This window comes from Psychromonas sp., assembly GCF_047632955.1.
Lineage (GTDB): Bacteria > Pseudomonadota > Gammaproteobacteria > Enterobacterales > Psychromonadaceae > Psychromonas.
This window is the reverse complement of record NZ_JBLIED010000036.1, coordinates 1-23,825: the sequence shown is the minus strand read 5'-3', so window position 1 is coordinate 23,825 and position 23,825 is coordinate 1. Positions and strand designations below refer to the sequence as shown.

General features: G+C 36.6%; 13 protein-coding genes and 1 pseudogene. 4 read left to right on the top strand and 10 right to left on the bottom strand.

The window, feature by feature from the left end:
* Nucleotides 1–64 precede the first annotated feature (64 nt).
* The 4 genes and pseudogenes from ACJAZP_RS16080 to ACJAZP_RS16065 form a co-directional block, all read right to left on the bottom strand.
* Complete coding sequence (locus ACJAZP_RS16080; protein ID WP_415231763.1) at nucleotides 65–1,072, bottom strand: NAD-dependent epimerase; 1,008 nt, start codon at nucleotides 1,070–1,072, stop codon at nucleotides 65–67.
* Nucleotides 1,073–1,622: 550 nt separating this feature from the next.
* Nucleotides 1,623–3,128 carry a hypothetical protein gene (locus tag ACJAZP_RS16075; RefSeq protein WP_415231762.1) on the bottom strand — a complete coding sequence of 502 codons (1,506 nt, stop codon included), beginning with the start codon at nucleotides 3,126–3,128 and terminating at the stop codon, nucleotides 1,623–1,625.
* A gap of 1,237 nt (nucleotides 3,129–4,365) precedes the next feature.
* On the bottom strand, nucleotides 4,366–5,784 hold the full coding sequence (locus ACJAZP_RS16070; protein WP_415231761.1) for a hypothetical protein: 1,419 nt from the start codon (nucleotides 5,782–5,784) through the stop codon (nucleotides 4,366–4,368).
* A 408-nt stretch (nucleotides 5,785–6,192) separates the two neighbouring features.
* A pseudogene (locus ACJAZP_RS16065) lies at nucleotides 6,193–7,218 on the bottom strand (DUF2157 domain-containing protein).
* 28 nt (nucleotides 7,219–7,246) lie between these two features.
* On the opposite strand from ACJAZP_RS16065, the gene ACJAZP_RS16060 reads away from it, so the two are divergent.
* From ACJAZP_RS16060 to ACJAZP_RS16050, 3 genes are all read left to right on the top strand, one after another.
* Nucleotides 7,247–7,456: a hypothetical protein gene (locus tag ACJAZP_RS16060; RefSeq protein ID WP_415231760.1), complete on the top strand. Its 210-nt coding sequence runs from the start codon at nucleotides 7,247–7,249 to the stop codon at nucleotides 7,454–7,456.
* A gap of 727 nt (nucleotides 7,457–8,183) precedes the next feature.
* Nucleotides 8,184–10,235 carry a hypothetical protein gene (locus ACJAZP_RS16055; protein WP_415231759.1) on the top strand — a complete coding sequence of 684 codons (2,052 nt, stop codon included), beginning with the start codon at nucleotides 8,184–8,186 and terminating at the stop codon, nucleotides 10,233–10,235.
* On the top strand, nucleotides 10,226–10,738 hold the full coding sequence (locus ACJAZP_RS16050) for an acyltransferase (RefSeq protein WP_415231758.1): 513 nt from the start codon (nucleotides 10,226–10,228) through the stop codon (nucleotides 10,736–10,738). Before ACJAZP_RS16055 ends, ACJAZP_RS16050 begins: the two co-directional genes overlap by 10 nt.
* A 662-nt stretch (nucleotides 10,739–11,400) precedes the next feature.
* On the opposite strand, the gene ACJAZP_RS16045 is transcribed toward ACJAZP_RS16050, so the two are convergent.
* The 6 genes from ACJAZP_RS16045 to ACJAZP_RS16020 form a co-directional block, all read right to left on the bottom strand.
* Complete coding sequence (locus ACJAZP_RS16045; protein WP_415231757.1) at nucleotides 11,401–13,605, bottom strand: GumC family protein; 2,205 nt, start codon at nucleotides 13,603–13,605, stop codon at nucleotides 11,401–11,403.
* A gap of 17 nt (nucleotides 13,606–13,622) precedes the next feature.
* Entirely contained in the window at nucleotides 13,623–14,144 is a 522-nt protein-coding gene (locus ACJAZP_RS16040; RefSeq protein WP_415231756.1) for a polysaccharide biosynthesis/export family protein, read from the bottom strand.
* Nucleotides 14,144–15,361: an outer membrane beta-barrel protein gene (locus tag ACJAZP_RS16035; RefSeq protein ID WP_415231755.1), complete on the bottom strand. Its 1,218-nt coding sequence runs from the start codon at nucleotides 15,359–15,361 to the stop codon at nucleotides 14,144–14,146. Before ACJAZP_RS16035 ends, ACJAZP_RS16040 begins: the two co-directional genes overlap by 1 nt.
* Before the next feature lie 644 nt (nucleotides 15,362–16,005).
* The gene (locus ACJAZP_RS16030; RefSeq protein ID WP_415231754.1) at nucleotides 16,006–17,115 is read right to left on the bottom strand and encodes a glycosyltransferase family 4 protein; all 1,110 of its coding nucleotides are present in this window, start codon (nucleotides 17,113–17,115) and stop codon (nucleotides 16,006–16,008) included.
* A gap of 450 nt (nucleotides 17,116–17,565) precedes the next feature.
* Nucleotides 17,566–18,525, bottom strand: a complete 960-nt coding sequence (locus tag ACJAZP_RS16025; RefSeq protein WP_415231753.1) for an O-antigen ligase family protein — start codon at nucleotides 18,523–18,525, stop codon at nucleotides 17,566–17,568.
* 383 nt (nucleotides 18,526–18,908) lie between these two features.
* Nucleotides 18,909–20,048, bottom strand: coding sequence for a glycosyltransferase (locus ACJAZP_RS16020; protein ID WP_415231752.1), 1,140 nt, complete (start codon nucleotides 20,046–20,048; stop codon nucleotides 18,909–18,911).
* 1,425 nt (nucleotides 20,049–21,473) lie between these two features.
* On the opposite strand from ACJAZP_RS16020, the gene ACJAZP_RS16015 reads away from it, so the two are divergent.
* Nucleotides 21,474–23,825 (top strand): immunoglobulin-like domain-containing protein (locus ACJAZP_RS16015; protein ID WP_415231751.1); only part of this gene is annotated, 2,352 nt, incomplete at its 3' end.

Genomic DNA, 23,825 nt, shown 5'->3' with positions numbered 1-23,825 from the left:
GATTTTTTTCTGTCACAGTACAATTATCAACAAATAATTAATCATTAAACAGGATCAAAAAATTCTAGTTAAGTTGATAAAAATCACGGTACCAATCGACAAAGGCCTGGACACCCTGTTTTACACTCATTTGGGGTTTATACCCCGTCGCCGCAAAGAGATCTGTTGTGTCAGCATAGGTTTGGTAAACATCACCAGGCTGCATCGGCATAAAGTTTTTCTTCGCTTCAATACCTAATGAGCTTTCTAAGGCTTCAACAAAATCCATTAGTTTAACCGGATTACCATTACCGATATTATACAGGTGATAAGGTGCAGAACTATTTGCCGGAGAGCCTGTCTCCACCGTCCAGTGCTCATTTTTTAGTGGAATAAGGTTTTGAACACGTAAAATACCCTCAACGATATCATCAATATAAGTAAAATCACGGAACATATCACCGTTATTATAAATATCAATGACTTCACCTTCGAGTATTTTCTTGGTAAATTTAAACAGCGCCATATCGGGTCTGCCCCACGGTCCATAAACGGTAAAAAAGCGTAAGCCCGTCGTCGGCAGATCGTATAAATGAGAATAACTATGGGCCATTAACTCATTGGACTTTTTAGTTGCGGCGTATAATGAAATCGGGTGATTCGTTGAGTCTTGTTCTGAAAAGGGGACCTTGTTATTCAACCCGTAAATAGAGCTGGATGAGGCATAAACAAGATGCTCAACCTTATTATGCCGGCAGCCTTCTAATATATTAAGATGACCAACCAGATTAGAGTCAGCATAAGCCAAGGGGTTATCAATTGAATAACGTACACCCGCCTGCGCGCCTAAATGGATAACACGCGTAAATTGCTGCTCTTTAAATAAACAAGCAATCTCTTCTCTGTCTGCCAGATCCATTTTAATAAATTGAAAATTATCGTTTCCAATTCGCTTCAAGCGCGCTAATTTTAGATTTGTATCGTAATAATCATTGATATTATCAATACCAATAACATCATGTCCTTGTGCACAAAGCTTTTCAACGACACAAGAACCAATAAAACCGGCCACGCCCGTTACTAAATATTTCATTTTCATTCCTTTTTATAGGGGCATATTAAAGTTGTTATTTCTTTTCTTAAGAAAACTTTTCGACGAGATTAAGCAACTAAAATAACAACTTAAAGTAAAAAAATTCTACGCCGTATTCTAGACTAAAAACCGCAGAATAGTTTAGCTTAGTGCTATATTGAGTGAAAAATCACCATAACCAAGTAATTTTCTTTGCAAGCCGCAACAACAGTCAATTTGTGCTGAAAGAAATACGCTGAAAAACATCAATATTGAATTATTCAAGCTGCTGGCGACAACAACAGAAACTCGTTTTTTAAATATGATTGTCCCTTTTAAAAGCTGGTCAATCCTGCAACTACTTCGCTCCCAGCGAGGGTCTAACTACGTGCTTACTCTGTTGTGAATGTAAAAGATATTATTCTGCCTGTAGTCATTCAACCCCACAATCCCAATATTGATTTCAGGTGACCCAAAATAAAAGATTAACTGATAATACACTATCCAAAATTTGAAAAGAGCGGGATTAGGTAACCACTGCTTGTAGTTCTGGAAGCAGCTATTAGTAATATCATTTATCAAGTAAGAGTGATTCGTAAACTTGAGTCGAATCATCGTTCCTGACACAGGGACCAGATACTAAGCTCCAAACTAGAGAGCAGATATCTTTCATGCACTCGTCTTTTTCTCTATCCATATCAACTTCGATGATATTATATGCCTTGTAAGTTAAATTTGAATTGATCCTATAACGCTCTCTAATTTCATCATCTGTTTCTTTTCCTTCTTTGACTCTATTATTATTTCGCTCGAGTGAAACCTCAACCGGCACTTTTAAATTCAATAAAAGATCGGGCATTCCACAAAATTCATAACATCTTGTTTCAAAGTTATACAGTCGTTTAGTTATATAGTGGCTATTCTCAGTAAGAATTATCCGGCGACTATCCATAACACCGACATTCTCAGAGGGAAATCTGTCAGCAATAACAAGGCTCCCTTTATTCGATAATTTTACAGCTCGTTTCGTTGCTTTATATCTCTCATAGGCTAGAACGGTATACATTAAAGCTCGAACAATACCAGTTGGTTTCGCAACATCCAGATCAGCTTTGGCGCCCCACCTATTATTTTTATTTACAAATAATTTAAGGATCTTTAATGCCCCTCTAATTGGAATTGTTAATAGCGTTGGCTTAGGTTTTCCAACATGAATGACTTTACAATTGAAATTGCCACTGAACATCTTATGCAAATGATCCACTGTGGATGATTTCCCTGTTCCATCTAGTCCGGTAATAGCAATGAACTTACCTTCATCACTAAAATTCTTTTTGCTTTTAAAAAATAATTTATTTAAAAGCCGATACGCTATTTGAGCATATCGTTGATAAAAATTTTCAGCTAAATTATATCTGCAGAAACCATTTAGAATAAATCTAATTTTCAAGCCAACAACACACTGAACGAGAAAATTCGAATTATAAATTTTTGTTAGCCTGGCAAAGTCCAAACTATCAATCACTAAATTTTTCGATGGCTGCATCCCCTCTGACTCAACTACATCCATCGATATTGCATTAAATTCATCATGATAAGATACCTTATCCTTTAAATATGAACGCAAACCCGGCACGCAGGATATTTTGATGTAGTGCCGCAGAAGGAAAATAAGCAGTTGATCAGAAGGGTGAAGAACGGGAACATCTCTTTTATCCATAACCGCTCTTTCTAAAAGAGTCGATTCTATAGGAAAATGATAATTTTTTGTGTCGCTTTCACCTGTGATTAACTTAGTGTACAAATGAATATGGAGCAGTTTTTCTAATTGTGCATCGTAACAATAATAATGAAAGACAGAGGGGTAATTAATCACTTTTGCCTGCCCCTCGACAAAGCCATACTCGTTCAATAAATCAAACATGATATGTGTATCGGATGGGTGTAACAACAAGTCAATATCAGTTTCACCAGATAAAGATAAATCTAGCTCATGATTATTTTTCCAACTGGCAAATCTTACTTTTTTTTGAATTAGTTGAAAAAATAAATCACTTAATATTTTTGATCTCCGCATTGCTAATTTCCTCATGTTTTTTCAAAAATCCCTGATTACCAGTAACACTCAGCCATAGTTAAAAATTTTGTGGCATAGGTCTGTTCGTAAGGGCGCGTACCTGAAGCGAGGCTAAATATCTTCAAATGAAAAGTGACGATTAAATCGATAACTATTTCAGCTAAATATCTGAGTAAATGCTTCTCTCTAACTGCATGATTTTTTTGTTTAATACCTCATGCTGTATTATAAAAAACCTACTTGTCGTTTGAGCGATAATGCAGCAATGCCTGCTTTAGATTGCGTTTTCATGTGAACACCTAAAAAGCACATCAACACACTGCATATCATTGCCATAGTTTTTTAAAAGCTCAGGTCAGCTATAACCATGTTGGTATTGGATTTGATTTTTACTCATGACCATTATCCTTTGCACAAGTACTCAATAAACATAGCTCATTTATAGTGAAGGAGTGGTTGAATAATGTGGGTAATCAAAAATATCTTTGATCTTCCCCCGATAAAGCAGACACCCTTTCTACTTCACTTGCTGATCCTGCAATCTCGATCATACTTTGATATTCTAAGCCCGAGTGGTCTATAACCGAGATCAATGAAGGTGTTTGATTTCTAAGGCAATGAGGATCATGATATTGCCATGCTGGAAATCAACCAGACCGCGGAACAAAAACGTGAATTATTGCGTTTCATAAGTTGATAGGTGATAAACGGGTTTTTGATCATATAAAACAATCATTCATCGCGCTAATGGTGACAGACTTCTCAGATTGTATTGCCTCTTCTTGTGCATGAAACCACAGTAATTCGACATATCAATGGGTATTTTACATCCGACAAGCTTAAAGCTGACAATGGGGGTTATGAAGGTTAATTATCTGTACAGCAAAGCGCAGCGATCATCTGCATTTATCAAATATAACCATTTGCTATAAGCAACCGAAAGGTGCTCCTCATTAATTAATAAAGAGAAATGAGCTCAATTTATTGAATATTAGAGCAAATGTCTTAAAAAAGTGATCTTGCATTGCGTAGGAAAATTAACTCTAGCAAGGCATAATTTGCAGGGAGGAGTTATTCTCCTTTCACAAAATTGTATGGAACAGCTTTAGCTGGCCACTAGTAGTGAATAACAGAATGTTATACATAAAACTATTCACACGGATTGGGTTGATTTCAACCAGCAAGGCTGTTCGCCTTGTTAGTTCTTTTGGTATAACTATTTCTCACTCAATCACGGTTATTCAATCGCATCAATATAGGATTGCAGCCACTCAACTAAATTTGAAATGCCATCACTGTCATCATCACCCTGAGGATTTTTGGGTGGTGTTAAAAGCCTTTTATTTTCCTGGACATAAACGTAACCGCCATTATCCATTTGTGAATCTAAATAGGTTCCAGTGTGCGTTCTTACCCCTTCGATAATTCGAGCATCAACTTCATCACGATAGCGTGGAAATGCCCCAACCCAGTCGCTAAGCGATTCTTCAACTACCTCTGCCGTTAGCGCTGTTACATTGCCTTCCCATACTCTGGGCACCGTTTGTAAAATGACGGCTCCCCCTTGTCCACGAGCTTCATGCACCGGGCGATCTTCAAAGGATTTATTACCGAGGAAATAAACCTTCGATTTAAGGCTTCGGCTCGAAAAGAACGCCTGTGCACCACCATTGCTCCAGCGATTAGCAGGATCATCGGGAAAATCCATGACATTGCCAACCATTGTTATATCGATTGCTTTATCGTGCACACTAACGGCGTATTCACCCGGATTGTAGACAATATTATTCACGTACTGCAATGTTCCGCCATCCATTCGAGGCGAACGTCTTTGGCAATGAGCAAATAAATTTCCGATAAGGGAAACCCTTTCACTGTCACTCCGAATAAGGAGGCAATAGGCATGATCTTTTTTGTGAACGTTCGAACGTAGAGGCTCAGCAAGAATAGAATCACGAATGGTCAAGTTTGACACACCGCCAAAGACTGAGATGCTCTCATCGACAGACCAACTGACAGACATATTATCGAGAACAACGTTATAGGTCCCCCCTGCATTGCGGCCACCTCGTATCACTAGAGTATCGGCATCCTGGGCATCCTCCGCTTTCATGGGATTTAATTTATAATCTCTGTCGCCAAGTCGAACGCGCATATGCTGCAGACAAACATCGTGCGTATTAACTCTCAGTGCTTTGTGATAAAGAGAAATACCTGGTGCCGGAGCGGTTTGCCCTGCAATAGTGACAAATGGCGAATCAATGTCTAGGCGCGACTCTAATTTAATGGCACCTGAAACCTCAAAAACAATGGTTCTTGGCCCATCGTGGTTTATCGCATCCCTTAATGATCCAAACCCGCTATCATTCAGATTCGTTACTTTAATTATCCCTCCTCTTAAACCACATACTGAATCGGTACCAAATCCCCCCTGATGAATAGAGCGTTTCGACTGCGTGCCCAAATTCTCGGTGTTTAATGGTGTAAATGTCCCCTCAAGGAGATCCTCGTTGTTGCCGGTTACAGTCAAAACATCGAACTCCGATACTGAACCTGCAACTACTGGAGGGAAGTTTTCCGCATAACTACCATTACTGACGGTCAGTAAACCGAGTAACATACAAGTGGCACTTATCATCCATGGGTTTTGTCTCAAAACATAATCCTTTTTAGTTACAAGTACGGCTATATATCGATCGCCTGCATATCACAGCAGGCAAGAAAAAACTTATCAACTTTAATTATTCAGGGTCACTTATGCGAATATTTACCAATCGAGTGATTCGAAAACCATTCCAGTATATAAACGCTGATTTAAGGTTAACATTGTCAATATGTCCATGAGCAATAACGATATTTGATATTTAGAATGAAAAACATAGTGATATTTCCACGCAAAGATTCATTCTGTTCTCAGAGCAACACGTGAGTGAATTTACCTTCGGCAGAGTTGAAAACTTATTTGATTATTCCCACAAAGAACAAAAATAAAGGTCAAGGTACACTCCATTTGAAGCTTTATTCGATCTGAGTGTTGATGGTTTTTTCTTTGTAGATGCCATTGTCAATGACGCTTAGAGTCGAGAAAATCTTTCACCTGGACAGGCAACATGCTTCGGGGTTTTTCGGTGATCCTTTTTTCATTTTTCTGCCAAAGGACAACAAGGTAAATGATTAATAGTCCAACGGTAGTCAATGCAACGGGAAATAACCAGCTGTCTTTAAATAAGTCATAAGCGAGATGCCCTAAATAAAAACATGACCCAATGGCAGCAAAAACAACGAAAACTCTTCGTATGATTAAAACGCCGGCACCTATCATGAAAATATTGATACAAAAGTAAATAAACTTAGCAATCTCGCTGTCTGAATATTGAGCTGTCATACGCCCCCCAAAATACCATTACGCCAAATATATATAACTAAAAAGTGTAATCTGCTTTTCCCTTAGCGCGAAAATCAACCCAAAAAGCTAACAGTACAATTACAAGACCGAAATACATTGAGACAAGCGCACGCAGCTCATAACCCGATCCACCACCAGTAATCATTAAAGCGATGTCCATCGACATATACCAGAGTGTTACCGCTACCGGCATGATTAAGAATGGGTATGTATCGCCAGGTGACAATTGCGCCGACGATTAATGTTCCAAACTCCATATACAGCCAATGCCATTTTATGTATCGATGATATTCCTGATAGGTACTTCCATTCGCCCACAGGCCCAGTGCCAGCTGCAGACCATATATTCCCAGAGGAGTTAAGGTCACAGCGAATGTTGCGCAGATTCCAGCCGGAACAGCATATCCCTTGTATTGGAAAACATAAAATAGTGTTAATCCTATTCCAGCATAAGCGGGGAAAAAATACCTCCCATTCACCAAAAGATTCCCAACCTAAGTTCATGAAGAGAGTCATCGCACCTATTGCGACAAGGCCGCCGAAGTAATAAAGCACATGAGTGAAATCAAAGTTTGGTCCGACACTCGGTAAACTTTTCAAGTAAAGGTCTAAATTTTCTGCCTGTTCAGCGGTAAGGATGTTCTCTTTGACAGCATCATCTAAATCCTTCCTTGTAATTCTCAGATCAATGATCCCTTATTAATGAGTTGGGATGCAGTTAACGCCGCAAACGACAGCGTATAGAATGGTGTTGTTTTTACGGCTTTTTGTTTTGCAAAAAATGGCGGCTTTATTTGCAGTGCTTATGCAACCACTCGAACAAGCTCACATTGATATTTTATATCAATATTACCTCAACGAATTAATCTTACAAGATGAAATCCTCAAAACAATCGACTGCTATAGATACTGCCTTGGTTAAGTCAGAGAATATTTCAATCAATTCCAGCGGGACAAAAATCTGCTTTCTATATCTCGTCGAACAGAAATCCTGAAGCTTAGGCAGGTAATACCATTCGATTTTTTACAGACATGTACTTAGTCCCCCTTGGATTTGGGTTGATATCGTTAAACCACCCAAGGTTAATTTCACTGCATATATTAAGTTACTGAGCTTTAACCTTCTGATAACTTTAAAAACGGGAGCCAGCTGGTTGATTGCGTTTTCTGTATGGGTGCTCAACTTTTTGCTATTACAACTATGTTTTTTAAGCTTTTATACTATCTTAATAATAATTAAAAATTTTTTAATAGACATTTACCAGACAAATAATTAAGGGGATCTAAAATCCTCGAATTTAACCCGACAGCTTGGCGATAACATTTGCATAGGTATACATTTTGGAGATGGGACAATGATTATCGATATAGTGAACGGCATTTTTAGGCTATAAGCTATTTTTATATTAGGTCATGAGATGTCAGCGCAGAAATGATTATAAGGTAATTAACTCACCACTTTGAACCAGAAGAAAACAATAATTTTAGAATAAATAACTACACCAACGGGTCTTTGCCCCCTAGCAGAATTTGTGGGTGATTCTAAATCGACTGTATCTGGCTAGATTAGAGCTTGAAATGATGTAAAGACATTTATTTCCGTAAAAAAACAACATCCGCCTAGCAAAAAACAATGGAGTAAAGTGAACGTGAGTCAACTGATTAGTAATTTTTTCATTGAAATCAATGAGAAGAAAATACCTTGTGCTTATTGGCAAAGCAATTCGAATATAGGGTGCGGCCTTTCAGAGGGCGATGATTTTGACTTATTGTTTGAACGCGGTCAAGAAGAAGACATCAAGTCAATTATCAGTCTTTTAAATTTTGTTGAAGTCGACTCTGATACAGATAATCGTCAATCTGGAATAAAAAATTATATCGGATTTGATATAGAGTTAAAAAAAATCATTTATTTCCATTTGCACTTTACATTGCCGGGTGGCTACGACTTCGATAAATATTTTGTGTTAGCTAGTGAAAGTCACTGTACCCAATCTAGATATAAAAACATTTACCGCCCTACTGTTGAAAGTGAATATATATTATTGGTGATTAGATTAATTTTAAAAAAGGGTCTTTTACCGTTCTCCCAGCAAACCTTAAGCAATAAAATAAAAACAGGAAAACTATCAAAAAAATCAGGAGTTGTAACGGATTCCGAATATAGCGAATTCCAAGTTCTTGAAAGTAAAATCGATAGAGGAAAAGTTAAAAAATCACTTGCAAGCGATTTTTCCTCTATAAATCAAAGTTTATTTGAGGAATGTGAGCAAATAGTCAAAAAAAATAATAGCCTCAATTCATATTTTAAAGCCCGCTCTGTTTTGCAATCGGTTATTAAATCAATGCAGAAAAAGGGCAGAGCTAAATTCTATTTTGTGACATTAATTAGAACAAACCAACCTCGATATAAGCAGCTTCTAAAGACAATTTTCAAATATAATTCTTTTGGCAAAGTCCCTGTACATGGAGGGCGAATTTTCGCCTTTGTTGGTGGAGATGGAGCAGGGAAAAGTACGACTATCGATTTGTTAGAAAGTACGCTATCAAAGCATTTTAAGGTTCAAGTCCTTCATCTGGGGCTACCTGGCAAGAGTTTTTTGGGGACAACACTTAAAATATCTAAAAAAATATTCAACATCTTTATTCCAAAGAATATGAACCTTGCTTTGAGCTATCTCGCACTGGCTTTTGATAGGCTCAGTGAATTTAGAAGAGCCTGTAAGCTCAGAGATAAAGGATATATTGTTTTGCTTAATAGGATTCCGTTAAAAGGAATTACAGCGAGGGACTGTCCCGAAGTAAGAATGCATACAGGCAATAAATTTGAATTTTTATCCCGCCTTGAAGAGGCTACTTATAACAAAATAAATGGTGTAGATGAGCTGTTTATTCTGCAGTTAGATCCTGAGGTTGCACTTTTGCGTAGGCCTGAAAATAAAGCAAATGAACCGCGTTTTCGATCGGGACAAATATGGAATAATGATTGGGAAGCTCCTTATGCAAAAGTAATTGACACGGGCATTACAAATAGAGAAGAGGTTCAAAGAAAAATACTTAAGTTTATCAAAAAAAGTTTATGCAAAAGATATGACTTGATTGAAATCATTGGTTTAAATGGCACAGGTAAATCAACGTTAATCAATGAAATAAAAAGCAAAAATGCCAATATAACTTCTGCAATACCTGTTAAGGAGTATAAATTGTTTATACTTTTATCTTCTTTCTTAGCAATTCCTTGGTTTATTAAAGCTTATGTAAAAACACAACATATTGAAGTGTCTAAGATTGTTTTACGCTTATTTGCATCAATAATGATAATTAAGTACTGGACATTTATTAACCATAAACCAACGTCTAATTTTATTTTAGATCAAGGTCCCTTTTTTCAGATTGCATTGTTGAGAAAAGAGAATATTTTAAAAAGCGATTTTTTAGAAAAGTTAGTAAATTCTTATATCCAGAACATTATATATTTAAGTGCTGATCACGATGTTTTATGGCAAAGGGTGAAAAACAGAAAAAACCAACGCGTTAGATCTCAGAATATGAATAAAATAGAATTTATTGATTTTTGTTCCCGTTATAGCCGTGAATTTAATGCGTTATCTAGCCATAATATTAAAAAAATAGATACTTCAAATATTTCACCGATAGAGTTGTTAAATGTCCTATGTAGGGAAAATATCATATGCAAATGATACGGAAATTATACGAATATTATTATAGAAAACAGTATCCAATCCAATATGCTAAAAAAATAGGGGTCAATATTGGAAAAAACTGCCGCCTAATTGATGTTTCCTTTAGTAGTGAGCCCTATTTAATAACTTTAGGCGATCACGTTTCTGCAACCTCTGTGCGTTTTGAAACACATGATGGAGGAGTATGGGTATTTAGAGATGAATATCCTGAAATCGATAAAGTAAAAACGATAACAGTCGGCAACAATGTTTTTCTAGGCTACAAATCCATTATTTTACCAGGAGTTACAATCGGTGATAATGTTGTTATTGGCGCTCACTCGGTTGTCAGTAAATCGATTCCGTCAAATTCTGTCGCTGCCGGTGTTCCAGCAAAAATAATTAAAGATATTAGTACTTATAAAAAAAATATATTAATAGGTACTGATAATACAAAAAAATTATCCGATAAAGATAAGAAACAATATTATTTGAAAAAATACATGGGTAAAAATGATTAAGATATGAATGAAATAAGATTTTTGTTCGACATTCCGCACTCATGCATAACCAGGTTATTTTTCATCCCAACTTGGCAAAAAAAACAAAACCATTTATTAACATGTAGTGATGAACTTTAGGTGCGGAAAGCGGGGTTTACACCAATTTACACCAAAGAGGTTTATTCAAAGCGCTTAAAACCTAAAATTCGTGTTGTGATGTTGGATTGGAATAAACAAAAAACAGGCAGGGCTTTATTGTATTCAACCGATATTATGTGGGATGCAATGACGCTGATTAATACCAAAAGAACTAAAAAGTTGATCACCCTTTCTGGTTAAAATTATTCCTAACTGCGTTGTGAGTTTTATTCAGAGATGTGAAAATAATATACAGGGCTGACTCATTGCCAATCACGGCGCAAAGAAGTGATTAGTCTGCAGGTAAACGCTTCATTAACAGCATTGAATTGACTGAAGATTGAACAGACAAATCCACCAGTAAGCCCTTGTGATATCAATCGCCTCGTAGCAAGGTCGGGAATTCAATCAACACTTGATGGGCAGGCTTTTTGACGCGTTAGGATTAGACCTAAGTTGTCAAAAAATACCAATTATTTATGATCAATATAGCGATTACGGGGCTAGGCTATTGCATCATAAAACTATTCGGAGTGTTGATCTTATTTACTGGGTTTTTGTTCTTGGCCATATTCATAATAATCGTAATATCCTTGAAAGCCTTCCTCCTGAGCAGATTTTTGAATATTAACTTGATTGAGTACTACACCATCAATTTTGGCACCCACTTCAAGTAAGCGTGCGATACCCTTTTTCACCACAGCTTGTTTAGTCATTTCCGAGCGGACTACGTATATTACAGAATCAGCTTTTTGAGCTAATACTAATGAGTCACTAACCGCTTGCGTTGGAGCGGAATCAATAATAATACACTCATATTTCTCTTTTAATGCAGTTAACATATCTGTAAATCGTTGCGAAGATAACAACTCCAGCGGATTTGGTGGTATAAAACCTGCGGATAAAATATCAATGCCAGATTTTTGATCGTGAATAATGACATTATCTAACTTCTCAGTGCCTGAAATAACGTTTGATAAACCTTCTTGATATGGAGGTAAATTAAAGATTTTAGTAAAACTTGGACGACGCATATCAGCTTCAATCAATAACGTTTTTTTCATCTGAGTCATTGCATAGGCAATATTTATTGCTGTAATTGTCTTACCTTCATTGGGGATAGATGAAGTGATTAAAAAGACACTCGAATTATCATCAAAATGAGATAAAACTAATGCGGTTCTCAAAGAACGTACTGCTTCAGAAAAGCCTTTATAATTATCATCAAAATAGACATGGGATGGCAAAGGCCGTTTACCTTTGGTCTTAATCATAGGTAATAAACCGAGTAAGCGTTTATTTAATTTCGTTTCTATTTCAGAAGCGGTTCTAAAGGTGTCATTAAGTGAGTCAAAAAGAAAGGTTAATATGGATGCAAAAATAACAGAAATAATAAAAGTTATTAACACAATCAATGCCTTTTTCGGTCTTTCAGGAGAAGCGGGTATCTCCGCAAAATCAATGATTCTCGCTTGTATGACTTCTAAATTGGTCGTGCTCTCCATCTCTTTATATCTAGCTAAAAAAGTGCCATAAAGCTTACGGTTTGCTTCGACTTCCCGTTTGATCCTCAAATACTCTTCTTCTTTATTGGTAACTCCCTGAAACGAAACCTTTGCTGACTCGAGTTCTTCCTCAAAACGACGTTCATTATCTTTTGCCGCTGTTAACTCTTCGCCAATACCTTGTACCAATTTATTTACCCGATTGCGCAGATTTTTCCTCACGGCAGCAAGCTCAGCTTTTGCAGCAATAGATTTAGGGTGTTTGTTCCCGTAACGGAAGCTTAATTCAGATACTTTTTGTTCCGATTTAATTTCAACCGCCTTAATATCCTTTATAAGAGGATGGTCGCTGATTTCTTTCAAGCTAAGTAATGAAGCATTATTTTTAACATTATTGACAAAGAGATAAATGGTTTCGGCTTCAAATCGCGCTTTCTTCGCATTTAAATATCCGGCCGTTAACGTTGCAAGCTCGCCACTTTCTATACTTTTCACCCCTTTTGATTCAATATCGATTAGATTTTCTTGAACACGGTAGTCTTGCAACTTGGTCACTGAAACTTCTAGATTTATACGTAACTGCTCAAGTCTCAATTTTAGCCAATCAACGGCTTTTTGGGTAATATCCATCTGAGCTTGCATCTCTTGTCTTATATATACGTCACCAACAGTATTTGCAATTAATGCTGCTAATGCTGAATCTTTGGCATCATAAGAGATATTAACTAATTGCGTATTACGAATCGGTGTAATGCTCAAATTTTCTTGGAAATTCTTAATTAGTGCTACTTTTTTGCTACGCAAATCAATCACATCTTCTTCTCTTTTTGGCAACAAGTTCTCAGGAATAACTGATTTAATGTAGTTTTTAACTTGAGTAACTATTATATTATTTTTTTCAGCAGGTAAAAATTCAGGATCAAGTTCAAGTTTTAATTCATCAATGACTTGCTCTGTTACCGTTCGTGATTGCAAAATGGCAAATTGCGTTAAAAAATAATCTTTACGAGAAGTATCAAGGGAAATAACTGAATCAATGGATACGGTATTTTCTTGATCGGTTTTAATTAATAAAGTGGATGTGGCACGATAAATGGGCGGTAAATAAAAAACATAAACCGTGACCAATAGAGTGATAAATATTGCAAAAGCAATAATCTTCCATTTACCTTTGGAAATGATTCTCATATAAAATTTTAGATCTATCAATGCCTCTGGAGAAGCTGGATTAGTTATTTGCATTTTAGTGTTCTCCAACATTAAAAGAAGCTTTGCTCAATGGTGATGGTATCTCCTGGTGACACAATATAACCGAGTGAGACATTTTTTTTCTGTGATTTGCTATTTAGCCCTTGGTCCAGATATATCTTTGAAATTGAAGCCCTTTCTGTAAAGCCACCACCTAACGCAACAGCCTGATCTACCGTCAGACCAGGCTGATACGCATATGCCCCTGGTTTATTAACTTCACCATGAATATAAAATGGTCGATAAGTCACTATATCGACTTGCACCGATGGATTGAGTAAGTAATCCCCCTTTAGACCATCATGAACCAGTTTTTGAACTTCTTTCGTTGTTTTTCCTGAAACAGGAATATTGCCAACAAGTGGAAAATTGATTTTCCCATCATCACCAATCAGCACTTGTAACGTTAAATCAGGTTCGTTATAAACTAAGATACGAATTTGATCACCGGCGGCAAGAGTATAGTCAGAACTCTGATTCGCATGTAATTGAAAAGATATTAAAAATATCAGTATAGCTATTAAATTTTTCATCATAATCCAACTATTAAGGAAACAAATAAGATACTTTGATCATTACCGATATCAGGCGCATCTGAATCGGTGCTAGCGTAGTCATAACCTGCTGACACATTAAGCCAGCGAGTGAAACCATAGGAAACATCAAAGCCTATATTGCTTATTTTATCTACACGATCTGAACCAAAATATTTATCGTTTTCATAACCTAAACGAATATTAGAATCTATTTTGCTTGTCCAACTATGGAACCAACCAACTTTACCTGCAACCTTAATAATATAATTACCGTCTGTAGGGTTATTTGTATCTTCAGCGGCACTGTTTAAATCAAAAGAAAATATTGAACGCTGAAGTGGGGACCATTGAAGACCAATATCTAAGTTCCCTCCACTAAAATCATCACGATTGCTGGCATCTACATCATAAGCTTTACTTTGATAGCCAATTTTAGCATTCCCCTTTAACTTTCCGAGACCTCTCCAAGACACTCCCAGTAGGGCGCGAGTATCTGTATTATCACTTGAAGTACTTCCACTCTGAAGGCTTTTAAAACTAATATCTTCAGTCGAGATGTCAAAGGTTAAATAAGTGATATTACCTAATTGATAGTCAACATCAAAAAAGAATTTCTGACCATCATAACTACTGTATTTAGTGGTTGTTTCGTATTTTGTAAACTCTTTATCTCTATATGCAAAACCACCACCAAGACGCATTTTTGCTCTTCGCCCGCCAAACTGATAATAAAGGCGCGACTTAAATAAATCGTATGTAATAGGATCAGCGAATTCAAAGGGATCACTCTCGGTTAATCCCGAACCACGCGCTTCATGTAACTTATCGTATGATAAGTTGATTGAGGTGCGATGTTTTGAAGTAAAATCATTGTCCGCATAGAGCAAAAAGCTATGATCGATAGCATCGTCATCAGCGTCATTAGTATTATTATATAAACCGCCATCAGAATACGAAATAGAAGTTAGCTTATATTCTGCACCGTAACGGTTTACACCATCCTCAAAATTAAATTTAATTGAAGGTATGAGATAAAATTTATAAGATGAAATTGTTTGATCTTCAGTGGTATAAATATTGTCATCATACTCAACTATTGTTTCAATCGTTGGCGTGAAGTAATTAGAGAAAGCAGCTGGTTCAAATTTGTCTGCAAATACGCGAGGAATAGAGCTAATAATTGTGGTCATGGTTATAATTGCGATTAACTTCATACATTCATCCCTAAATATTGAAATTTTTGATTTACGAAATGATAGATATTAATAAAAATCGAGCTGTTTAAGTAAAATTAAGTAAAAATCTAATTATCTAAACAAACTTATTTAGCAGTCAGCAAATAGGTTATTGATAATTTATTGTAGTTTAATTCATGAAATTTATAGGAACATTTTTAAATAATTAATATTTATATCTATTCTCACTGACATTCTGCACATTTTTTAGCAGTCAACCCCATTATTGTCAGGAATAAATTTTGATATATTGGCCCATACAATAAATAATCACTCTGTCACTCTCGTTTAAATTCACTACCAATTCCTGCTGGCCAGAGATATTTAAGACATGAACCCTAGAAATCAAAAAAAAGACTCGAAGTGCTGTTGGCTTTTTGAGTTGGTTTGTACTTTAAGTCCAAAGAATATGCTAATTGAACTTTCAGCTTTGCTTTTTCAAATTGAGTGATCAGGTTAAAAAACGAAAGCCTTTCCCTATGCTTTGTTGCACTTTTAAAGCTCAAGCATTCTTTCCATTGATATTGCTTAGCTACAATCCTTTGCCGCTAGAAGCTTTCGACCACTTTGTTTGTAAACCGCATGCGCTATCATTTTGCTATCAACTCCCTTTTGTAAAAATATTAAACGTGTTTCTTTATTAATTCAAAGAACATAGTCGATGTTGCATTCCAGGAATATTTTTCACTCGCAATGACACCAAGTTTCATTCCCAGATTATTACAGAAAGGTATATCGCTTGAAATCTTGATTAACTTTTCATACAAATCATTTACATTATCTTTTTCAAACAGTGCCTCTTTACATTCAACCACATCGCTATTTTCTACAATATCGGCGGCCAAAACAGCTTTAGAATTTGCCATGGCGGAGAGTAAGCTGTTTGACATTCCTTCAAGAACGGAGGGTAAAATAAAAGCTCTACAATATTTCATTAAAGTATCTACTTGATTACTGTTAATGTGACCTAAAAAAATGACAGATTGACTTTCATACTTCCTTAACATTTTTTCATAGGCCTTATCTTTCACATTCCCCCCTGCAATGACCAGTGGTAAACGAATAGAATCAGGAAGTCTTTGATTGGCTTCTAAAAGTAAATGCAATCTTTTAACAGGATCCAAACGGGCAGAAAATAATAAATAATGGTTAGGTTTAAGGCCATAAATTTCTAACTCTTTCATGCTTTCATTTATAATCGGTTTTGCGCCATTAGGAATAAAATGTGCGTCATGCCTATATTTCGAACAAACAGAAATCATTTCCTTACTATTAGCCGTAAATTCGTCTGCAAAGCGCCACGAACAATACTCTCCAAACTGTAAAATGGTGCGATTGACCTTACCCCATTTATCCCTAGCACTATCAAATGCACGCAAGCTTGTTATGACCTTAATGCCACCAAAGCGCAATAACGGTGTAAAAACACATGGCCCAGAGGCAAACAAAATGACGACTTTTGGCCTATTAATAAACAAAACATTCAAAATACAAAATAATATGTAACTATGTTGGCCTAAATATTTGTAAATAAAATCAGGAATAAAGGTTGTTTTTACATTTTCAGGCAGAGCAAATTTATTATCATTCTCACTCTTTACACAGTAGACATTAATGTATACATTTTGTTCTTGAGACATTTCTAAAATTATTTCCCGCGTTGCATTTTCAACACCACCATAATTAGAAAAAATTCCTCGGCTACCAACAAAAGCAATTTTAAAATTTTGCATGTCCTCTCCATTCTTTTAAGTCATAATTTAATTACATTTTATTTACTCCTTGTTTTATCACTTTCCCTGGAATACCAATTTTTGAAGTTTCGACAGCATCGAAAGTTAGTCAGCACGCTATTGGCTTCTAGAGCACAATAATAACCAACTGCTATCTCCAATTAATTACCTGATTACCTATAAAGTCAGGCATATTTAAAAGTATTTGCAAAATAGGTGCTGTTCGAAAATCGCGTATATAAACGATTTACAGTGCTTAAATGCGTACATTTAACATCTATAGCAAGATATATACCCAAACTACCCAGCATCTTTAGTAATTTAGGTAAGCGAACCGGCCTATCTTAGGCGCGAAATCAGCTCTAGTGAGATGGAACTCTAATAAACGAAAATACCAATGAAAACAATTTATTTGATCAACAGAAAACAATACAGCTTTGATTTTTTGAATCATGTGACGCTCGTATATGCTCCATAAGTTGCTTGCTTTTCAATCTCATTATTTTCGCTTTGAACGTAATATTCAGTTATGGCAATTATTAAGGAAAATAAAATTATTCCCTCTACTTGCCATAACGGCATGGTCCCAAAATTGAGTACAACAAATGCGGTATATACACCACATAGAGAAAGAGCTATGTCACTTTTTTTAATTTTTAAGATTCTGCGATATCCATTAACAATCAAGAGGCTAAAAATCCCAAGTCCCAAAATACCCAGTTCATAAAAAAATGAAACGAATGTATTGTGCGCATACACTGAAAACCGTTCTTTCCAAGCATTCATCCCTTGCCCAAAGAAAAGCTGAATATCTGTTCCATCCAAAGCACCAGAAATGTAAGTACTCCAGATATATATTCGGCCAGAAAAAAAATCTTGGTCTGCTTCTGAATAATATTCAGGAAGGGTTAAAAAATGAGAGTATTGAGATATGGCGTCAGGTATTTCTTGGAAACGTTCGAATAAATCAGAAGGAGCAAAAATAGTTGTCACCAGCGTAACCATAATAACTAATAGCACCATGATGATTTTATTGGAGATTATTTGTGTATTTTTATATATAGCAAATAAAACAAAAACACCTATAAATAATGAGGCTAAAAGTGTCGTTCGATAATTAATCATGACCAGAAGAAACCAAAAAAAAGTCAGTAAATAGAGTTTCTTAAATTTTTCGCCCTGTTCAGTCACCAGCAAAATAAAAATGGACATTGCACCTAATATAAGAACTGAAATGAGTGCCTCATGGTAATAGCCACCAACATAGCTGATCGAACCATCTATTTCAGTCGCTTTGCTGACACCTAATACTATTGAAAAGATGACCAATATAACTGGATACAAATATGCAATGGAAATTACTTTCAGTACCTTTACTATGCCATTATATTTAATTGACTCAATTAACATCGTCGACAACTGTAAGAGAAACATCCATCTAAATATCGAATCTACCGACTGAATTAGATTGGAATTAACAATAGAACTTACAAACATTAAAAATATCAACGCCTTAATCAAATAAAACCGATGGGTAAACATAATCGGTATATTTTTTAAGTACATAAAAACAATTGAGGTACACACAAGCAAAACGGAATATATAGAAATTATCGAAAATGGACCCAATATTTCTGGGTAGGTATGTTCATGAAAAGCAGCCAAAACAAACCTTAAAAAAACCAGCCAAAATATAAAGTTAAGAATTTGTGAGCACTTATTTACTTTCATCCACCTAAAGGTGTAAAAACCTATAAAAAAAAATAATAATAGTTTACATATTTCAAGCGTCATTATGATCCACCAACCACTGCTGCCAATAGCAAATTGAACTGTGAATAGAATTTTTCTCGACTAAAATCTTTCGAACGTTTACGGCTTAATTTGGCGTATTTTTTTAACAACTCTTCTGAGTTAATATACGTTTCTAAACCAGAAGCTAAGGCTTTAAAATCACCAGGCGAATAAATAAGACCAAATTTAGCTTGTTTAGCAACGCCTGTATCGATCGAACCTTCTAACCCTAATATCTCTTTTGGGCCGTCTGTACAATTAGATGCTATTACCGGCTTCGATAGAGTCATCGCCTCTACCAAAGCATTAGGAAAACCTTCCAGATGAGAGGGGAGCACAAATAGTATTGAATTACTTATATAGGGGTAGGGATTCTTTTGAAAACCACAAAATTCAACTCTATCGCATACACCATTATTTGCAGAGATCTCTTTTAACCTTTCCAACTCAGGTCCTTGACCAAGGATTTTCAAATCGCATGAGATATTGGCTTTAGAAAAGGCAATTATTAGGTCATCAAATCCTTTTGTTTTAACCAAACGTCCCACCGCAACAATATATTTTTTAGCAGAATAATCCTCATTACTTAATTTTGATAAAGCAATCAATTCAACATCATTATATGGGTTATTTAGCAACTTTATCTTGCTTGGACTTATTGAATAATCGGTAATCAAGCATTCACCAACACCTTCAGAAACACAGACAATAGCATCTGACTTGTCAAAGATAGTTTTTACTAATAATTTTTTTAAGGATTTAAAACGCCCGATAATTCTGCCATTGGTATTACTTCTTTCACTAATAATACAACGATATTTGAAAATACAACCTGCAATTGCGTTAAAGTGATTTGAACGAAATAAAAAACTAACAACAAAAGTTGGCTTTACTTTCTTGACTATTATTAAAAATTTTATAAATTGTCCTACCCTTCCAAAACGATTACCCAGTCGATGAATAGTTATTGATTCAGGCAAGGAATAAACTTCTGGCAATTCATCTAATATGACAACATCAAAATCGTATTCTTTCCCCTTGTCTTCCTCTATAAGTGACATTAAGGACGCAAATACCTTTTCTGCACCGCCTCCTTCTAAGGAGTTTATAACAAACAAACCGTTGAAATTATTTTTCATACAAATATCACTATTTAAAAACTTATGAATGATTATTCATCTTCGTCATCTGATGAAATCCTTTAGACCCTGCGACAAAATTATGAATACCAAACTCGATATTGGTATTCGGCTGAAATCCAACTAGCTTTTATAAACTGTCAATTTCAGAAAAGATTGCAGGTACATTAGCAGCATGTTTCAGTAAGTCGTTATTGCTCGCACTTTTGCCAGCAACCTTTTAAATCGTTTTAATAAAACCCGTCAATACCATCGGTTAGTCACTACCAATAATAAACACTATATACAGCCAGTTAATTGATGAAGGTGAAGTATCAGGATTTTAGAATCGCGAATCTGCACTGCGTTTTGAATGCGAATGGATGTCATTACAAGTAAAGCATTACTTTCTTTTTTGTCAATTACATATATTCGTCAAACTACAGACAAGTTTTAATAAAGGCTTTAGGTTTTTCTATATCAGTAAAAATACTCACTTATATAAGCGATATACCTGAAGATGTTGATTGATTTTAAGGAAAAAGGGATCGCGTTACTCGCAGAGTCTAGATCAATATTACATCCGAGTTGAAATCCGCTTTAGAAACACGCCATGGCAAGTTCAAGATGGGCAAGATCCTATTAAACCGTTTTTATTAGGTTAGAAAGGTTGGATTATTGTGTATTAATAAATGGATCAATACTCTTCATTAAAATAACTTTGTGGATAATCAAAAATCCACAACAGAAAATACAAGGTAGTAAGTAATTTTAATAGGGCTCAGACTGGGCAGTAAACCGAACATTTAACAGAGTTTCTTAACCCGTCTTCTGCCTAGCTGATAAAGCTCTTCAATGCACGTGGACACTGATTATTGACCTAAATTAAACCGAATCCGGTTCACTGAGAGATTTACCTTTAAATTTTTTTGCTATTGAAGTGGCACCAGAGAGGACTGTCGTTTTCGCAGCTCTTTATAATTCAATGAGTTGTAACCTTATTATATTGTCACTGCAGAATATTTTTGAAAATAGATATGCTGCACTTCATGTTTTTGTGAAAAAACATCTATACTTAACAATGCCTTAACAATAACTTAACAGTTACGCAACGCGAAGCTGGTGACAAAAATGGATTTTAGATGGCAGAAAATAAAACTTTTGCAATACTCTATGTGAGTCGGATTTTTAAAATAGGTTTTTTTAATGTCTTTCAAAATAATCCACTCATGTGAAAAAATAGCCTTTACCTAATTAATTTGTCTTTGTACTTTGTTAGTTAGGTATAAATGATTATTTGAGTTACCCCGCCATCTTTCTAATTTAACGGTGCTTATGAATTTTAATAAGCCTACTTAATACTGGCGACTAAAAAATCTATAAAAGTTTCTAGAAATTAATAATAAGAATGTTTCTATTGTAATGTGATTATTTGAAGGCTTAATTATGAAATTATTCCAGAAAGGGCTTACTCGTATTAGCCGAATAATGGCTGCTATGGTGTTCAATTTAGTTGTTATATCTGCAACAAGCATTAGTATCGTTCTCGTAATGGGCCCCCCTCGATTAATGGCCGCTGAAATAGAGGCTAATCTGATTCAGGTTATTGATACCTCTAATTTCCCCGCCCCAGATACGTCCGGTATCGTCTACCTTCCCCCCTTATTAGTGGAAGACGTGGACGCTTTTTTGGTCACAGACTCTGAAATCAATGAAATGGCGATTTTCCAGGGAGTCAATGTGTTCAAGGTCGACAGTCAAGGAAGTTTGCTTGCAACTTATTCGACAACTTCCTTTTCCAATGAACCGACTGGCATAACAATCAATCCGGAGAACAAGCATTGCTTTTTTTCTGATGATAACGATAAGGCAATCTACGAAATTAATCCGGGGGCCAATCTCACCTGCTTCACCGGTAACGATGACATTGTCACTTCATTTTCAACAGGTTCTTTTGGAATTAATGATCCGGAGGACGTGACTTATGGTCTTGATTCTCTATTTATCATTGGTGGTGCTGATAATACAGTGTACAGAATTAGCAGCAATAATGGCGACTTCGATAACCTAACAGCGGCCAATCTGGTTAGTAGTTTTGATACGCAGAGCCTGGGTGTAACCGATCCTGAAGGCATCGTTTTCGATTCAAGAAATGATTCTTTATTTATCGTTGGTCCGCATGAACAGTTAATTATTCAGACCACCTTCTACGGAATACTGTTGAACACTATCAACATATCTTCTATCGACCCGAACAAGGCAGCGGGTCTCGCTCTGGGCCCCAGTAGTCAGAATCCAGCAGTAACCAATCTGTATATGGTGGCTCGCGGCGTCGACAATAACAGCGATCCTGACGAAAATGATGGCGTTATATACGAGATGTCGATCCCCACAATATTCACGACGACAAATGATATGCCGGTCGTTGCGGCCGGAGAAGATCAATCAATCTTGCTGCCCGCTGATGCCTACCTTACTGGCAGCGTATCCGATGACGGGTTACCTGATGATGCATTGACTGTGACATGGAGCAAACAGAGCGGACCGGGAGTCGTCAGCTTTGCAGATGCTAACAATGAAAATACCATCGCTTCGTTCTCAATGATAGGCACTTATGTACTGCGGATCACGGTTTACGATGGCGAACTATATAGCTTCGACGACCTGTCAATTGTTGTCGGCAGTAACGAACCGGTAATTACCCTGAACGGCGCCAGTCCAATGAACCTCAATCTCGGTGATACTTTCACTGATCCCTGGGCAACAGCTATAGACAATGCAGATGGCGATCTGAGCGCTTTCATACAGACCACATCAAATGTTGACACTGCCAATGTGGGTGTCTATCAGATCACCTACACGGTTACTGATTATGACGGTTACAGTGCCTCGGTCAACCGTCGTGTTGTAGTCACTGATGGAATTTACGAACTGCAAAGTAGGGTTTTAGCCAGTACAGATGATGCCGAAGAGAATCCAGACGGCAGGGTTTATATGACCAGTTCCGACCTTGATCTGGTCGTTGATGAACAGTCTCAGACGATAGGAATCCGTTTTATCGACCTGTCTATTCCAACAAATGCAATTATCACCAAAGCCTATATCCAGTTTCAGGCAGATGAAGCTGACTTCATTCTGGATACACTGATTAACATAGCTGCTGAAAGTACAGACAATGCAGTTAGCTTTACCGAAGCAGACTACAATGTCAGCTCCCGTGCCACAACCAATACATCCGTATTATGGGCCCCTCCAGCATGGGACACCATAGGCGCAGCAGGGGAAGATCAGCGCACCTCAGAACTGTCAGAAATTGTACAGGAGATAATCTCTCAAACAGGTTGGAACAGTGGCAATTCTATGGCCTTTATTTTCACTGGTACAGGAACAAGAACAGCAGAATCTTATGATGGTGATTCCGCAGGCGCGCCGCTGCTTTATGTGGAATATACAACAGATAATTCCATTGCTCCGGAACTTACTCTGCTAGGAGTCAACCCAATCAACCTCAATCTCGGTGATATATTTTCTGATCCGGGAACAACGGCCATGGACGATCTGGATGGTGATCTGACTTCTGCAATCACCATAGTCTCCGATGTGAATACCAGCGTCGCCGCCACTTATACGGTAACCTACAGCGTGACCGACTCCGACGGCAACGCTGCTTCGATCAGCCGCACCGTGATTGTTCGTGATAATACGCTTGCACCTGTATTGACCCTGCTGGGTGCCGATCCAATCAACCTTAACCTGAATGAGACCTTTACGGATCCCGGCGCCACCGCGCAGGATGAA

Excerpts from the sequence above, each read along its gene's own strand:
- ACJAZP_RS16080 (WP_415231763.1), bottom strand. The coding sequence starts at position 1,072 with ATGAAATATTTAGTAACGGGCGTGGCCGGTTTTATTGGTTCTTGTGTC.
- ACJAZP_RS16075 (WP_415231762.1), bottom strand. The coding sequence starts at position 3,128 with ATGCGGAGATCAAAAATATTAAGTGATTTATTTTTTCAACTAATTCAA.
- ACJAZP_RS16060 (WP_415231760.1), top strand. The coding sequence starts at position 7,247 with ATGCAGTTAACGCCGCAAACGACAGCGTATAGAATGGTGTTGTTTTTA.
- ACJAZP_RS16050 (WP_415231758.1), top strand. The coding sequence starts at position 10,226 with ATGCAAATGATACGGAAATTATACGAATATTATTATAGAAAACAGTAT.
- ACJAZP_RS16045 (WP_415231757.1), bottom strand. The coding sequence starts at position 13,605 with ATGCAAATAACTAATCCAGCTTCTCCAGAGGCATTGATAGATCTAAAA.
- ACJAZP_RS16040 (WP_415231756.1), bottom strand. The coding sequence starts at position 14,144 with ATGAAAAATTTAATAGCTATACTGATATTTTTAATATCTTTTCAATTA.
- ACJAZP_RS16035 (WP_415231755.1), bottom strand. The coding sequence starts at position 15,361 with ATGAAGTTAATCGCAATTATAACCATGACCACAATTATTAGCTCTATT.
- ACJAZP_RS16030 (WP_415231754.1), bottom strand. The coding sequence starts at position 17,115 with ATGCAAAATTTTAAAATTGCTTTTGTTGGTAGCCGAGGAATTTTTTCT.
- ACJAZP_RS16025 (WP_415231753.1), bottom strand. The coding sequence starts at position 18,525 with ATGTTAATTGAGTCAATTAAATATAATGGCATAGTAAAGGTACTGAAA.
- ACJAZP_RS16020 (WP_415231752.1), bottom strand. The coding sequence starts at position 20,048 with ATGAAAAATAATTTCAACGGTTTGTTTGTTATAAACTCCTTAGAAGGA.